The organism is Franconibacter daqui, assembly GCF_014644275.1.
GTDB classification, from domain to species: Bacteria; Pseudomonadota; Gammaproteobacteria; order Enterobacterales; family Enterobacteriaceae; genus Franconibacter; species Franconibacter pulveris.
Genome location: NZ_BMKJ01000004.1, coordinates 299,373 through 313,648, shown reverse-complemented (window position 1 = coordinate 313,648; position 14,276 = coordinate 299,373). Strand labels below are relative to the sequence as shown.

12 protein-coding genes and 1 pseudogene are annotated in these 14,276 nt (G+C 56.1%); 8 read left to right on the top strand and 5 right to left on the bottom strand.

Going from position 1 to position 14,276, the window contains the following annotated elements; genetic code table 11:
• The first annotated feature begins 59 nt into the window (after window positions 1-59).
• From yrfG to pckA, 4 genes are all read left to right on the top strand, one after another.
• A complete protein-coding gene (gene yrfG, locus IEX01_RS15375; protein WP_024558201.1) occupies window positions 60-743 on the top strand; it encodes a GMP/IMP nucleotidase in 684 nt (227 codons plus the stop codon).
• The gene (gene hslR / locus IEX01_RS15370; RefSeq protein WP_024558202.1) at window positions 740-1,141 is read left to right on the top strand and encodes a ribosome-associated heat shock protein Hsp15; all 402 of its coding nucleotides are present in this window, start codon (window positions 740-742) and stop codon (window positions 1,139-1,141) included. The genes yrfG and hslR overlap by 4 nt, the downstream gene beginning before the upstream one ends.
• A gap of 23 nt (window positions 1,142-1,164) precedes the next feature.
• A complete protein-coding gene (hslO, locus tag IEX01_RS15365) occupies window positions 1,165-2,043 on the top strand; it encodes an Hsp33 family molecular chaperone HslO (RefSeq protein ID WP_188724126.1) in 879 nt (292 codons plus the stop codon).
• Window positions 2,044-2,439: 396 nt separating this feature from the next.
• Complete coding sequence (gene pckA / locus IEX01_RS15360) at window positions 2,440-4,059, top strand: phosphoenolpyruvate carboxykinase (ATP) (protein WP_024561146.1); 1,620 nt, start codon at window positions 2,440-2,442, stop codon at window positions 4,057-4,059.
• 45 nt (window positions 4,060-4,104) lie between these two features.
• On the opposite strand, the pseudogene envZ reads toward pckA, so the two are convergent.
• The 5 genes and pseudogenes from envZ to IEX01_RS15335 form a co-directional block, all read right to left on the bottom strand.
• A pseudogene (gene envZ, locus IEX01_RS15355) lies at window positions 4,105-5,423 on the bottom strand (two-component system sensor histidine kinase EnvZ).
• Window positions 5,420-6,139 carry an osmolarity response regulator transcription factor OmpR gene (ompR, locus tag IEX01_RS15350; protein ID WP_001157751.1) on the bottom strand — a complete coding sequence of 240 codons (720 nt, stop codon included), beginning with the start codon at window positions 6,137-6,139 and terminating at the stop codon, window positions 5,420-5,422. Before ompR ends, envZ begins: the two are co-directional and overlap by 4 nt.
• 368 nt (window positions 6,140-6,507) lie before the next feature.
• Complete coding sequence (locus IEX01_RS15345) at window positions 6,508-6,957, bottom strand: DUF943 family protein (RefSeq protein WP_188724125.1); 450 nt, start codon at window positions 6,955-6,957, stop codon at window positions 6,508-6,510.
• Window positions 6,954-7,796, bottom strand: coding sequence for a DUF3289 family protein (locus IEX01_RS15340; RefSeq protein WP_188724124.1), 843 nt, complete (start codon window positions 7,794-7,796; stop codon window positions 6,954-6,956). Before IEX01_RS15340 ends, IEX01_RS15345 begins: the two co-directional genes overlap by 4 nt.
• 46 nt (window positions 7,797-7,842) lie before the next feature.
• Complete coding sequence (locus IEX01_RS15335; protein ID WP_024558208.1) at window positions 7,843-8,025, bottom strand: hypothetical protein; 183 nt, start codon at window positions 8,023-8,025, stop codon at window positions 7,843-7,845.
• 79 nt (window positions 8,026-8,104) lie between these two features.
• Here IEX01_RS15335 and greB point away from each other — a divergent pair, with 79 nt between their 5' ends.
• The 4 genes from greB to feoB all read left to right on the top strand — a co-directional run bounded on the left by greB (window position 8,105) and on the right by feoB (window position 14,271).
• Complete coding sequence (gene greB / locus IEX01_RS15330; RefSeq protein ID WP_024558209.1) at window positions 8,105-8,578, top strand: transcription elongation factor GreB; 474 nt, start codon at window positions 8,105-8,107, stop codon at window positions 8,576-8,578.
• A gap of 115 nt (window positions 8,579-8,693) precedes the next feature.
• Window positions 8,694-11,018 carry a Tex family protein gene (locus IEX01_RS15325; protein ID WP_188724123.1) on the top strand — a complete coding sequence of 775 codons (2,325 nt, stop codon included), beginning with the start codon at window positions 8,694-8,696 and terminating at the stop codon, window positions 11,016-11,018.
• Window positions 11,019-11,701: 683 nt separating this feature from the next.
• The gene (gene feoA / locus IEX01_RS15320; RefSeq protein ID WP_024557015.1) at window positions 11,702-11,923 is read left to right on the top strand and encodes a ferrous iron transporter A; all 222 of its coding nucleotides are present in this window, start codon (window positions 11,702-11,704) and stop codon (window positions 11,921-11,923) included.
• A 29-nt stretch (window positions 11,924-11,952) separates the two neighbouring features.
• Window positions 11,953-14,271: a Fe(2+) transporter permease subunit FeoB gene (gene feoB / locus IEX01_RS15315; protein ID WP_188724122.1), complete on the top strand. Its 2,319-nt coding sequence runs from the start codon at window positions 11,953-11,955 to the stop codon at window positions 14,269-14,271.
• Window positions 14,272-14,276: the final 5 nt, after the last annotated feature.

Below are 14,276 nucleotides of genomic sequence, written 5' to 3'. Positions count from 1 at the left end.
AAAAAGGGCGTCAGGAGTATGATAACCTGACGCCCTTTGCTCTTCCGGCTGGAGAAACCATGCATATAGATATCGCCTGGCAGGACGTTGATACCGTCTTGCTGGATATGGACGGCACGCTGCTCGACCTGGCGTTTGACAGCCATTTCTGGCTCCAGCTGGTGCCGGAAACCCTGAGCGCCAAACGCGGCATTACGCTCGACGAAGCCCACAGCTATATCCGCCAGGAGTATCACGCGGTGCAGCATACGCTAAACTGGTATTGTCTGGATTACTGGAGCGAACGTCTGGGGCTGGATATCTGCGCGATGACCACCGCCCAGGGGCCGAAAGCCGTACTGCGTGAAGATACTGTGCCGTTTCTCGACGCCCTGAAGGCCCGCGGCAAGCGCCGTATTTTGCTGACCAATGCGCATCCTCATAATCTGGCGGTGAAGCTTGAGCATACCGGCCTTGCTCAGCACCTTGATTTATTACTTTCCACCCACACATTTGGTTATCCCAAAGAGGATCAGCGGTTGTGGCAGGCGGTCGCCCGCCATACCGGTCTGGAAGCGGCGAGAACGCTGTTTATTGACGACAGCGAACCGATTCTGGATGCCGCCGCGAAGTTTGGCATTCGTTACTGCCTGGGCGTGACCAATCCCGATTCAGGGATGGCGGATAAACTTTATCAGCGTCATCCGGCGCTCAATGACTACCGACGGTTGATCCCCGCACTGCAACTCAGGGAGTCGCCATGAAAGAGAAAACCGCAGAAGGGGTGCGCCTGGATAAATGGCTCTGGGCGGCTCGCTTCTACAAAACCCGCGCGCTGGCGCGCGAGATGATTGAAGGCGGTAAGGTGCACTACAACGGACAGCGCGCCAAACCCAGCAAGATAATTGAACTGAACGCGGTGCTGGTGCTGCGCCAGGGCAACGACGAGCGAACCGTGGTGGTGAAAGCCATTACCGACCAGCGTCGCCCGGCAGCCGAAGCGGTACAGCTCTATGAAGAGACGGCGGAAAGCATTGAGAAGCGCGAAAAACTCGCTCTGGCGCGCAAACTCAACGCGCTCTCCATGCCGCATCCGGACCGCCGCCCGGATAAAAAAGAGCGCCGCGATCTGATGAAATTTAAATACAGCGACAATGAATAACCGTCGCGCCAAGAGAGACAATTATGGCCCAACACGACCAATTACACCGCTATCTGTTTGAAAACTATGCCGTACGCGGCGAACTGGTGACAGTTTCCGATACCTGGAAGCGCATCCTTGAAAACCATGACTACCCGCAGCCGGTGAAAAACGTGCTGGGCGAGTTACTGGTCGCCACCAGCCTGCTGACGGCTACGCTGAAATTCTCTGGCGATATCACCGTGCAGTTGCAGGGCGACGGCCCGATGAGCCTTGCGGTCATCAACGGCGATAACAATCAGCAGATGCGTGGCGTGGCTCGTGTACAGGGTGACGTTCCGGCTGATGCGGATCTGAAAACGCTGGTGGGCAACGGCTACCTGGTTATCACTATCACCCCGAGCGAAGGCGAACGCTATCAGGGCGTGGTAGGCCTGGAAGGCGATACGCTGGCGGAATGCCTGGAAGATTACTTCCTGCGCTCTGAGCAGTTGCCGACGCGCCTTTTCATCCGCACGGGTGAAGCGCAAGGGCGCACGGCGGCGGGCGGTATGCTGTTGCAGGTGCTGCCAGCGCAAAACGCCCAGGCGGACGACTTCGCGCACCTGGCGACGCTTACCGAAACCATTACCGCAGAAGAGTTGCTGACGCTGCCGGCCAACGACGTGCTGTGGCGCCTTTATCACGAAGAAGAAGTGACGCTCTACGATCCGCAAGAGGTGGAGTTTAAGTGCACTTGCTCCCGCGAGCGCTGCGCCGAAGCGCTGAAAACGCTGCCTGCGGAAGAGGTGGATACCATCATTGCTGAAGATGGTGAAGTGGATATGCACTGCGATTATTGCGGCAACCATTACGTTTTCGATGCAATGGATATTGTCGCTATTCGCAATAACGCCTCCCCGGCGGACCCGCAGGTACATTAATTTCCCCTGCTTCTTCATAAAAAGCGCTTCCCGTCCGGGCGGCGCTTTTTTTATGACCTGAACGGGCATGGGTTTTCCGCTTGTCGTTATCAGTCAGCCAGCAAAAGAGTGCGATCTTTTCCGGGTTTTACCACCAGCCGCGCGCAACCGTTTCCTGAGAAAGCGCTTACACTCACAAACTGTTCGTTTACCGCCCACCTTTTTTAACATATTCGGAACAATCCCCGCTTTACGGTATACACTCCTGCCATACTCTGTCTCGCGTCGTGACCGGTCTGACAGTATTTTCCGCTGCGGCTATCCATTGAAGAAGTAAATATATGAAGCCCATCGCGGTTAACTCTCTCTGAACAACCCTACAATTTATGGCAGTAAAAATGGCTAAGGAGCAGTGATATGCGTGTTAAAGGTATAACTCCCCAGGATCTCGAAGCTTATGGTATTTGTGACGCCCACGACGTGGTCTACAACCCCGATTACGATACGCTGTATCAGGAAGAACTGGCTCCTGGCCTTGAAGGCTATGAGCGCGGCGTCCTGACGAATCTCGGCGCCGTTGCTGTCGACACGGGCATTTTCACGGGCCGTTCGCCAAAAGATAAATATATCGTCCGCGACGAAACTACCCGTGATACGCTCTGGTGGGCGGATAACGGCAAAGGCAAGAACGACAATAAACCGCTCTCCCCTGAAACCTGGCAGCACCTCAAGCATCTCGTCACCCGACAACTCTCCGGCAAGCGCCTCTTTATCATCGATGCGTTCTGCGGCGCCAACGCCGATACCCGCCTGTCGGTACGCTTTATTACCGAAGTCGCCTGGCAGGCGCATTTCGTTAAGAACATGTTTATTCGTCCTACCGATGAGGAGCTGGAGAACTTTACGCCGGATTTCGTGGTGATGAACGGCGCGAAGTGCACTAACCCGGACTGGCAAGCGCAGGGGTTGAACTCCGAGAATTTCATCGCCTTTAACCTGACCGAGCGCATCCAACTGATTGGCGGCACCTGGTACGGCGGTGAAATGAAAAAAGGGATGTTCTCGGTGATGAACTACCTGCTGCCGCTGAAAGGCATCGCTTCCATGCACTGCTCGGCGAACGTGGGCGAGAAGGGCGATGTGGCGGTGTTCTTCGGTCTTTCCGGCACCGGTAAAACGACGCTTTCTACCGACCCGAAACGCCGCCTGATTGGCGACGACGAACACGGCTGGGACGATGACGGCGTGTTTAACTTTGAAGGCGGCTGCTACGCCAAAACCATTCGCCTGTCTGAAGAGGCGGAGCCGGATATTTATCACGCCATCCGTCGCGACGCGCTGCTGGAAAACGTCACCGTGCGCGACGACGGCAGCATCGATTTCGACGATGCGTCGAAAACGGAAAACACCCGCGTCTCGTATCCTATCTATCACATCGACAATATCGTGAAGCCGGTATCGAAAGCTGGTCACGCAACCAAAGTGATTTTCCTGACGGCCGACGCCTTCGGCGTGCTGCCGCCGGTTTCACGCCTGACCGCGAGCCAGACGCAGTACCATTTCCTTTCTGGCTTTACCGCCAAACTGGCAGGCACCGAGCGCGGCGTAACAGAACCCACGCCTACGTTTTCCGCCTGCTTCGGCGCGGCGTTTTTGTCGCTGCATCCAACGCAATATTCTGAGGTGCTGGTGAAACGCATGCAGGCGGCGGGCGCCCAGGCTTATCTGGTGAATACCGGCTGGAACGGCACCGGCAAGCGCATCTCCATTAAGGACACTCGCGCCATTATCGACGCCATTCTGAATGGTTCGCTCGATGATGCGGAAACCTTTACTCTGCCGCTGTTTAATCTGGCGATCCCAACCAGCCTGCCTGGGGTGGATGAACGTATTCTCGACCCGCGCAGCACCTACGCTTCGCCGGAGCAGTGGCAGGAGAAAGCGCAGCAGCTGGCGAAGCTGTTTATCGCCAACTTCGAGAAGTACACCGACACGCCGGCTGGCGCCGCGCTGGTGAGCGCCGGGCCGCGGCTCTGAAGCCGCAAGGCGAAAAAAAACCACCCTCGGGTGGTTTTTTTATGCTTACGCGGTAACGCTGTTTTTGCTCAGCTGCGGGCTTTTCATCACCGGAATGGGTAACCAGGCGCGAATGCGTAAACCGCCCCGCTCGCTGGTATCGATATCCAGTGCGCCGTTGTGGTTGTCAACGATACGCTGCACGATAGCAAGCCCCAGCCCGGTGCCGCTGGTGCTGCGGGCGCTGTCGCCGCGCACAAACGGCTGCAGCAGGTGTTTAAGCTGCTCGGGCTTAATGCCAGGCCCGTCATCTTCCACCTGGAACCAGGCGCGGTTGAGCTCGGTGCCGCTGCTCACTTTGATCCAGCCATTGCCGTAGCGAGCGGCGTTGACCACCATGTTAGCGACGGCGCGTTTGATGGAAAGCGGATGGATACGTACCATAATTTCGCCGCTCTCCAGCGCCGTCTCAATTTCACGCTCATAGCCGCTTTCCGCGGCAATCACCTCGCCCAGCACCGCGTTGAATCAATGAACTGTTCGATGATGGCGTTGCACTCTTCGATATCCTTGTTAATGGACTCAGCGAGGTAGCCGTCACCTTCGCTCATCATCTCCGTAGCGAGGCGAATACGCGTCAGCGGCGTGCGCAGGTCATGGCTTACGCCCGCCATCAGCAAAGTGCGATCGTCCGCCAGCTGCTTCACCCCCGCCGCCATATGGTTGAAGGCGCGCGTTACCGAGCGCACTTCAGAAGCGCCATACTCACGCAGCGGCGGCGGGATATTCCCCCGCCCTACCTGCAAGGCGGCGTGTTCGAGATCCACCAGCGGCCGGTTCTGAATGCGGATAAAGAGCCAGGCGCCGCCTATCGCCAACAGCATGATGGCAAGCGTGTAACGGAAGAGCGGCGAGAAGTCGCCCTGATGAATTTCCGTGAGCGGCACGCGTACCCAGATGTTGGGCGACAGCCAGGTTTTCAGCCACACCACCGGCGAGCTTTTGTTCACCTCGACGCGGACTTCTGTCGGGCCGCCGAGCTGCTGGGCCATCTGCTGACTTAAAAATTCGTAGTGCTGCGCCCAGCGCAAGCCCGCGTCCTCTGCCGCTTCGTTGGAATAGAGCGAAATGCCCAGTTCCCGGTAGATCTCCCGACGAAACGCCGGAGGCACCACCAGCTGCGTGCCATCTTCCAGCTGCAGTTTATCCGTCATCAGCATACGCACTTCGTAGGCGAGAACTTTGTTAAACTGCTGAAGGCTCGGCAGAATAGCGAAGTTCAACACCACAAGGTACGTCGTCACCAGGCTGACGAACAGCAGAGTGATGATGAGCAGCAGCGTACGGGCAAAGGAGCTTCGGGGCGAGAAGCGCACTCGCTTCATGCTTTAGAACCGTCCGGCACAAAGACGTAGCCCAGTCCCCAGACGGTCTGGATATAGCGCGGATGCGCCGGATCCTCCTCCACCATGCGGCGCAGGCGGGAGATTTGCACGTCGATAGAGCGCTCCATGGCGCTGTATTCGCGACCGCGCGCCAGGTTCATCAGTTTGTCGCGGGAGAGCGGCTCACGCGGATGGCTGACCAGCGCTTTCAGTACGGCGAATTCGCCGCTGGTAAGGGGCATCGGCTCATCCTCGCGGAACATTTCGCGGGTGCCCAGGTTGAGCTTGAATTTACCGAAAGCGATAACGGCCTCTTCCTGCGAAGGCGCGCCCGGCAGTTCGTTCGCCTGGCGACGCAGCACGGCGCGGATACGGGCCAACAGCTCACGCGGGTTGAAGGGTTTAGGAATATAGTCGTCGGCGCCGATTTCCAGCCCCACGATACGATCCACCTCTTCCCCTTTTGCGGTGACCATGATTATCGGCATCGGGTTGCTCTGGCTGCGCAGACGGCGGCAGATAGAAAGCCCGTCTTCTCCTGGCAGCATCAGGTCGAGCACCATCAAATGGAAAGACTCGCGGGTCAGCAGTCGATCCATCTGCTCGGCGTTGGCTACGCTGCGAACCTGGAAGCCCTGTTCGGTGAGATAACGTTCCAGCAGCGCGCGCAGGCGCATATCGTCATCAACAACCAGAATCTTATAATTTTCTTGCATGTGTTTACTCCCAAAGGCTCGGACAGTGGTGGGCGTATTCTAAGAAACTGAGCGTCCACGGGGTGAATTAAATCTGGTATATATTCTAGCCTAAATTGTTACAAAGCATATTTAACAGCAGCTTAAATACGCGCTTTGTCATAAAGAGTAAGCTTCCTTGCGCTACGTTGGGTATCGGAAAAGCGGAAAACTTGCTGTCAGGAGGGTACGCAAAGGGCAGCGGGAACCCTGTCAGTCTCATAACGTTGAAAGCGCGCCGTGTTGCCTGCGCGACGCGACTAAAAAAGCGCCGCCAGCGGCTGAGAAAAAGAGGGTGGGTAGAAAAGGTTGCTGAGGCAGGAGAAACGCCGGGAATGCGCGCAGGCCGTTTATTCCTCTTCAGATTGATAAATTTGCCCTTCTTTATTACGAATATAAACCGCGTTATCAAACCGGAATTCAGTGTCGCCGTTACGCGAATAAAAAACAGTCATAATACTGTCTTTATCAATGCAGTTTTTCGGAGTATCCATATCCTTAAAACATAATCTGTCTTCACCATTATCTTCCTGATAACCTTTGCCAAAAGCAAAAATAGTAATCAGAGAAGGCCCGCCAGCATCGTGGTGGGCAATTTTATATTTGGAAAATATTTCAGGCTGATTTGTAATCCACCACTGAATACGCGCCGAGTTTGATAAAGGTAAGTGATTCACAAGGACTTGCGCAGCATAGTGTCCATGGTGAGCATCTATAACGGTAACTTTCCTGTTATTCAGATAGAAATAACACCCCAACATAATGGCGACAATCCCTAATATGAGCAGCAGCTTTTTCATCTGCTACCTCCCTCCAGATCAATGACTGCTTCCATATTAGTCAGAAATGGCCGAAAGCCGAACCGGTTAAAGCGTTGCAAAATGAACCATATCCTAAAAAATTGAAGTTGCATAAATTTTCGTTTTTGAATGTCTTCAATACCGAGGCCAAAATGGTCTTGCCCCTGGAAGAGAATTTTGGCTCGCCACCGTTTTTCTTCAACCTTTAAACTCAACACCTTAATCTGCGTAGCATGTACATCATGCACACAGACTCCCATACCGTTAATTTTATCAATAAATGAATCAAACTTCGGCAAGATTTTGTCGCGAATAGCTTCAGCAAACGCGAAAACCTTGTCGCCAGGATACCCCTTTTGTTGGTAATCAATGTAAGTGTCGATAACTTGCTTAATCGCAATCCGGGTACTGTTTTTTGAGTTATCCCTAAGGATTTGATTACGGTAGGCCAAATCTAACCGTGCGTCGCGCCAGGGCGCGCCGGTGGAGCGATAAAGGTGCGTCAGCATCTGATTGATAAGCTGCCGGTAAGGCCCATAAAAAGCGAAAGGCAAAGAAGTGGCCTGGAGTTCTTCAAACAGTAATCTGGCGCACTCATGAACGCTAAGCTGGCCGCCGTTTCTGTTGCCATATACGCCAGCAAAGCGCGACTGCGGCGTATTAAAAGGCGTTAATCGCGTCAGAGTATAAGGATCGATAACGTTCGATACCGCGGTGAGCCGGAATCTTTTTATGAGTTGTTCCTGTGATATATCCCCGTAACGCATGTCATCCGCGCCAACATCATTAAAGCCGCGGCGTGTTTGATAAATCGTTAAAGGGAAGGTTGCCATTACCATAAAATAACGTCCTGTTATTCACGTTCTGTTTGCGCATTATCCGTGCTTATTTATTTTTTAAAGCATGATCTGAAATAACAAAGGGAGTTTTTACAGGCAAGGCGTCTTTATTTTCCCACAACGCTTTTTCCCGGATAAAGTAAAACGGATGAATGTGGCGCGCCGCCCTTTTCGCTTTTGCGTCCGGCTTGCCGCTCGAACCAAAAACCGCCACGCCTGCGGCGCGCATTTCTTAACAGCGGCGCTTCCCTTTGTCGGCAGCGCTCGTTAAGGTACGCCGGTGCACGGTTACTTTGGAAAATCCGCAGATGAAAACGCCCTTAATCACCCGCGAAGGCTATGAAAAGCTGAAAAAAGAGCTCGATTATCTCTGGCGCGAAGAGCGCCCGGAAGTCACAAAAAAAGTGACCTGGGCGGCAAGCCTTGGCGACCGAAGCGAAAATGCTGACTACCAGTACAACAAAAAGCGGCTGCGGGAAATTGACCGCCGCGTCCGCTATCTCACCAAATGCCTGGAGCAGCTTAAAATCGTCGATTACTCGCCGCAGCAGGAAGGCAAAGTCTTCTTCGGCGCCTGGGTTGAGGTGGAAAACGACGACGGCGACATTAAGCGCTTTCGCATCGTCGGTTATGACGAAATTTTCGGCCGCAAAGATTACATCTCTATCGACTCCCCAATGGCGCGCGCGCTGCTGAAAAAAGAGCCTGGCGACGTGGCGACCGTTCAGACCCCGGCAGGCCTTGCCACCTGGTATGTGAACGAGATCGAATACGTTAAATAATCCTGCGCCACAGAAGTGTCCGATTCCTCCCCCCGGCGCGGCTGTGGCTGGCATTTTCCCCGCTCAATCCGTATAACTGTGCCCTGACTTTTCGTACTCAACAGATGACATTGCCATGATGAATGATTCGCTCAGCCGCATTATCGCCGGCGAACTTCAGGCCAGGACGGAACAGGTAGAAGCTGCCGTTCGCCTGCTTGATGAAGGGAACACCGTGCCGTTTATCGCACGTTATCGTAAGGAAGTGACAGGCGGCCTGGACGACACGCAGCTGCGTCAGCTTGAAACGCGTCTGGGCTACCTGCGCGAACTGGAAGAGCGCCGCCAGGCTATTCTGAAATCTATCGCCGAGCAGGGCAAACTCACCGACGACCTCTCCGCCGCCATTAACGGCACGCTCAGCAAAACCGAACTCGAAGACCTTTACCTGCCCTTCAAACCCAAGCGCCGCACCCGCGGGCAGATAGCCATCGAAGCAGGCCTCGAGCCGCTGGCGGACCTGCTGTGGAACGACCCTGCCAACGAGCCGGAAGCGGCAGCGGCGACGTTTATTGATGCCGATAAAGGCGTCGCCGACGCCAAAGCGGCGCTCGACGGCGCGCGTTATATTCTGATGGAGCGTTTCGCGGAAGACGCGACGCTGCTGGCCCGCGTTCGCGACTATTTGTGGAAGAACGCGCACCTCGTTGCAACCGTAGTGCCGGGCAAAGAGGAAGAAGGGGCGAAGTTCCGCGACTATTTCTCCCACCATGAGCCCATTTCCACGGTGCCTTCGCACCGCGCGCTGGCGATGTTCCGCGGACGCAACGAAGGCGTTTTACAGCTTTCTCTGAATGCCGACCCGCAGTTTGACGAGCCGCCGCGCGAAAGCCACTGCGAGCAGATCATCATCGACCACCTCGGCCTGCGCCTGAACAACGCCCCGGCGGATAGCTGGCGCAAAGGCGTCGTCAGTTGGACATGGCGCATCAAAGTGCTAATGCACCTGGAAACCGAGCTGATGAGCACCGTGCGCGAGCGCGCGGAAGAGGAAGCTATTAATGTTTTCGCCCGCAACCTGCACGATCTGCTGATGGCCGCGCCGGCGGGCCTGCGCGCCACCATGGGCCTTGATCCAGGCCTGCGCACCGGCGTGAAAGTGGCGGTAGTGGACGCCACCGGCAAGCTGGTCGCCACCGATACGGTTTATCCGCATACCGGACAGGCGGCGAAAGCGGCGGTGGTCGTGGCCGCGCTGTGTGAAAAATATAACGTGGAGCTGGTCGCCATCGGCAACGGCACCGCGTCGCGCGAAACCGAGCGTTTCTTCCTCGACGTGCAAAAGCAGTTCCCGAAGGTGACGGCGCAGAAGGTGATCGTCAGCGAAGCGGGCGCTTCTGTTTACTCCGCTTCCGAACTGGCGGCGCAGGAGTTTCCGGACCTGGATGTCTCCTTACGCGGCGCGGTTTCCATCGCCCGCCGTCTGCAGGACCCGCTGGCGGAGCTGGTGAAAATCGACCCGAAATCCATCGGCGTGGGCCAGTATCAGCATGACGTAAGCCAGAGCCAGCTTGCCCGCAAGCTCGACGCGGTAGTGGAAGACTGCGTAAACGCCGTGGGCGTTGACCTCAACACCGCCTCGGTGCCGCTGCTGACCCGCGTGGCGGGGCTGACGCGCATGATGGCGCAGAATATCGTTGCCTGGCGCGACGAGAACGGGCAGTTCCGCAACCGCCAGCAGTTGCTGAAAGTTAGCCGCCTCGGGCCGAAAGCGTTTGAGCAGTGCGCCGGATTCCTGCGCATCAATCACGGCGACAACCCGCTCGACGCCTCAACTGTTCACCCGGAGGCTTACCCGGTGGTAGAACGCATCCTGGCGGCGACCGAGCAGTCCTTGCGCGACCTGATGGGCAACAGCAATGCGCTGCGTAACGTGAAGGCGGTGGATTTCACCGATGAGCGTTTCGGCGTGCCGACGGTAACCGACATCATCAAAGAGCTGGAAAAACCGGGCCGCGACCCGCGTCCGGAATTTAAAACTGCGCAGTTCGCCGAAGGGGTGGAGACCATGAACGATCTCCAGCCAGGCATGGTGCTGGAAGGCGCGGTGACCAACGTCACCAATTTCGGCGCGTTTGTGGATATCGGCGTACATCAGGATGGCCTGGTGCATATCTCTTCCCTTGCCGATAAGTTCGTAGACGATCCGCATAAAGTGGTGAAAGCGGGCGATATCGTGAAGGTGAAAGTGCTGGAGGTAGACCTGCAACGCAAGCGTATTGCGCTGACCATGCGTCTGGATGAACAGCCAGGCGAAGGCAACGCCCGCCGCGGCGGCGGCAATGGCCGTGAGCAGGGCAATCGCCCGGCGCAAAACCGCAAGCCGCCGCGCGATAATGCCGCCAGCGGCAACAGCGCGATGAGCGATGCGCTCGCCGCCGCCTTTGGCAAGAAGCGGTAAACGCCGCGGTCTCTTCCCTTTGCCAGGGAAGCGGCGGAAATGAGAAGCGCCAGGGCAAGGCGGACGGCGCCTTCACCAAAGCGTTGCATGATCATGGCGCCTCTCATCCTGTGAATGTGTTAAGGGGGGCTTATCGCCCCCTTAATCATTCCGGCTCGCCCGCAGAAGGTCAGCCGAAGCTCCCGCTTGCGCGTTGGCTTCCCTTTCTCTGCACGAATAAACGTAGCGCTGTTCGCCCATTGGCTGACCAAAAATCGGCGCCACGGCTAAACGCGATAATTAATAAAAAGACGGGATGAAATAACCATTACGTTTTGTCGCGATTGTCGCAGGCATTCCCCACCGTTTTTATTTTCTCATTCAAATAACAGATGAAACCAAATAATAACATTCATGCTAAAAATGAAATTATTTCGCCTTCCTGTCCAGCCTAATACATTGAAAAGTATAAAATAAAAGTAAAAACCCAAAAGATTCAGCAACTTATTTTCTCTTTTTTGCGCCAGAACAAATAAACCGTAAATAAGCACCCTTTCGCTTTATCGAGGCGTTGAAGATAAAAACCATTATCATTATCATCCTGCCATATAAATCGATTCCCTTCTCCTGCGTGATTTCCGGCTTATTGTCGGCTACCGGTCATGCCGAAAAGCCCGTCCGCAACTGAAAGATAAGTAGGCTTTATGCGATTCACTCTTAACAGCACGTGGAAAATTACCGGCTTCGCGCCAGCCATCAGCCCGGCATATCGTCAAAAACTGCTGTCGCTGGGCATGTTGCCAGGCTCTTCTTTTAACGTGGTGCGCGTGGCGCCGCTTGGCGACCCTATTCATATTGAAACCCGACGCGTAAATCTGGTGCTGAGAAAAAAAGATCTGGCGCTGTTGCAGGTTGAAGCCGCCTGACGGCGACCCGTTATTGAGTTCACGCGACTATGAAAAAGTTAACCATTGGCTTAATTGGCAACCCTAACTCCGGTAAAACCACCCTTTTCAACCAGCTGACCGGCGCGCGCCAGCGCGTGGGAAACTGGGCAGGCGTGACGGTCGAGCGTAAAGAGGGGTTTTTCTCCACCCTTGAGCACCACGTCACTCTGGTGGACCTGCCGGGGACTTACTCGCTCACCACTATCTCTTCTCAGACGTCGCTGGATGAGCAGATCGCCTGTCATTACATTCTTGGCGGCGAAGCGGATATGCTCATCAACGTAGTGGACGCCTCGAACCTTGAGCGCAACCTCTATCTCACGCTACAGCTGCTGGAGCTCGGCATTCCCTGCGTGGTAGCGCTTAACATGCTCGATATTGCCGAAAAGCAAAATATCCGTATCGATATCGACGCGCTGGCCGCCCGCCTGGGCTGCCCGGTGGTGCCGCTGGTCTCCACCCGCGCCCGCGGTATCGAAAGCCTCAGGCTCGCCATTGACCGCCAGCCGCAAAACCTGCGTGTTGAGCTGGTGCGCTACCCCTCCCTGCTGCTGCGCGAAGCCGATGCGCTGGCAGCCGTTATGCCGGGCGAGCTGCCGCCGCGCCAGCGCCGCTGGCTGGGCCTGCAAATGCTGGAAGGCGACATCTACAGCCGCGCGTTTGCAGGCAAAGCGGAAAGCCTGCTCCCCGCCGTGCAGGCGCGTCTTGCTGATGCGCTGGACGACCCGGCGCTGCTTATCGCCGACGCGCGCTATCAGAGTATCGCCGCCATTTGCGATGCGGTCAGCAACAGCCTCACCGCCGAGCCGCACCGCCTGACCGTGGCGATGGATAAAATTATCCTCAACCGCTTTCTCGGCCTGCCGGTCTTTTTGCTGGTGATGTACCTGATGTTTTTACTGGCGATTAATATCGGCGGCGCGCTGCAGCCCATCTTCGACGCCGGCTCCGTCGCCCTGTTTATTCATGGCCTGCAATGGGTGGGATACACGTTCCACTTTCCGGACTGGCTGACCATTTTCCTCGCTCAGGGGATTGGCGGCGGCATTAATACCGTTCTGCCGCTGGTGCCGCAGATTGGCATGATGTACCTCTTCCTCTCTTTTCTGGAGGACTCCGGCTATATGGCTCGCGCGGCGTTTGTCATGGACCGCCTGATGCAGTCGCTGGGGCTGCCGGGCAAATCCTTCGTGCCGCTGATTGTCGGGTTTGGCTGCAATGTGCCTTCGGTGATGGGCGCCCGCACGCTTGATGCGCCGCGCGAAAGATTGATGACGGTGATGATGGCGCCCTTTATGTCCTGCGGCGCGCGTCTGGCGATTTTCGCCGTCTTCGCCGCCGCCTTTTTCGGCCAGCAGGGGGCGCTGGTGGTCTTCTCGCTTTATCTGCTCGGCATCGTCATGGCGATTCTCACCGGCCTGATGCTGAAACACACCATCATGCGCGGCGAAGCCACGCCGTTCGTGATGGAACTGCCCGTTTACCATGTGCCGCATCTTAAAAGCCTGCTGTTGCAAACCTGGCAGCGCCTGAAAGCCTTCACCCTGCGCGCAGGGAAAGTGATTGTGGTGGTAAGCGTTTTCATTGGCGCGCTAAACAGCTTCTCTTTCAGCGGCAAACCGGTAAATAACATTAACGACTCCGCGCTGGCCTCGGTAAGCCAGGCGCTGACGCCGCTGCTCCAGCCGATTGGCGTGCGGGACGATAACTGGCAGGCGACTGTCGGCCTGTTCACCGGCGCAATGGCGAAAGAGGTCGTCGTCGGCACGCTGAACACCCTCTACACCGCAGAGAACATCCATGAGGATGCCTTCGACGCGACGACGTTCAACCTGGCGGAAGAATTAAAGAGCGCGGCCCAGGAAACCTGGCAAAGTCTCAAAGAGACCTTCAGCCTGAGCGTGCTCGCCAACCCCATTGAAGCAAGCAAAGGCGACGGCGAGATGGCGACAGGGGCGATGGGCGTCATGAGCAGCAAATTCGGCAGCGAAGCGGCCGCCTATAGCTATCTCATCTTTGTGCTGCTTTATATCCCCTGCATTTCCGTCATGGGCGCTATCGCCCGTGAATCGAGCCGCGGCTGGATGGGCTTTTCCATTCTGTGGGGGCTGAATGTGGCTTACTCGCTGGCAACGCTCTTCTACCAGAGCGTGACTTTTCATCAACATCCGCAGTACAGCCTGGTTTGCATTCTGGCGGTGGCGTTGTTTAACGCCCTGCTGTTGACTGGACTGCGACGCGTACGCAGCCGTGTGGATATTTCACTGCTTGCCCGCCGCCGTACGCCTGCTGCCTGCTGCGAAAGCCCGGCAGGCGAATGCCATTAAGGAGG

Coding starts and splice junctions, on each gene's coding strand:
- IEX01_RS15345 (WP_188724125.1), bottom strand. CDS start 6,957: ATGAAAAAGCTGCTGCTCATATTAGGGATTGTCGCCATTATGTTGGGG.
- yrfG (WP_024558201.1), top strand. CDS start 60: ATGCATATAGATATCGCCTGGCAGGACGTTGATACCGTCTTGCTGGAT.
- IEX01_RS15325 (WP_188724123.1), top strand. CDS start 8,694: ATGATGAATGATTCGCTCAGCCGCATTATCGCCGGCGAACTTCAGGCC.
- hslR (WP_024558202.1), top strand. CDS start 740: ATGAAAGAGAAAACCGCAGAAGGGGTGCGCCTGGATAAATGGCTCTGG.
- pckA (WP_024561146.1), top strand. CDS start 2,440: ATGCGTGTTAAAGGTATAACTCCCCAGGATCTCGAAGCTTATGGTATT.
- ompR (WP_001157751.1), bottom strand. CDS start 6,139: ATGCAAGAAAATTATAAGATTCTGGTTGTTGATGACGATATGCGCCTG.
- feoA (WP_024557015.1), top strand. CDS start 11,702: ATGCGATTCACTCTTAACAGCACGTGGAAAATTACCGGCTTCGCGCCA.
- hslO (WP_188724126.1), top strand. CDS start 1,165: ATGGCCCAACACGACCAATTACACCGCTATCTGTTTGAAAACTATGCC.
- IEX01_RS15340 (WP_188724124.1), bottom strand. CDS start 7,796: ATGGTAATGGCAACCTTCCCTTTAACGATTTATCAAACACGCCGCGGC.
- IEX01_RS15335 (WP_024558208.1), bottom strand. CDS start 8,025: ATGCGCGCCGCAGGCGTGGCGGTTTTTGGTTCGAGCGGCAAGCCGGAC.
- feoB (WP_188724122.1), top strand. CDS start 11,953: ATGAAAAAGTTAACCATTGGCTTAATTGGCAACCCTAACTCCGGTAAA.
- greB (WP_024558209.1), top strand. CDS start 8,105: ATGAAAACGCCCTTAATCACCCGCGAAGGCTATGAAAAGCTGAAAAAA.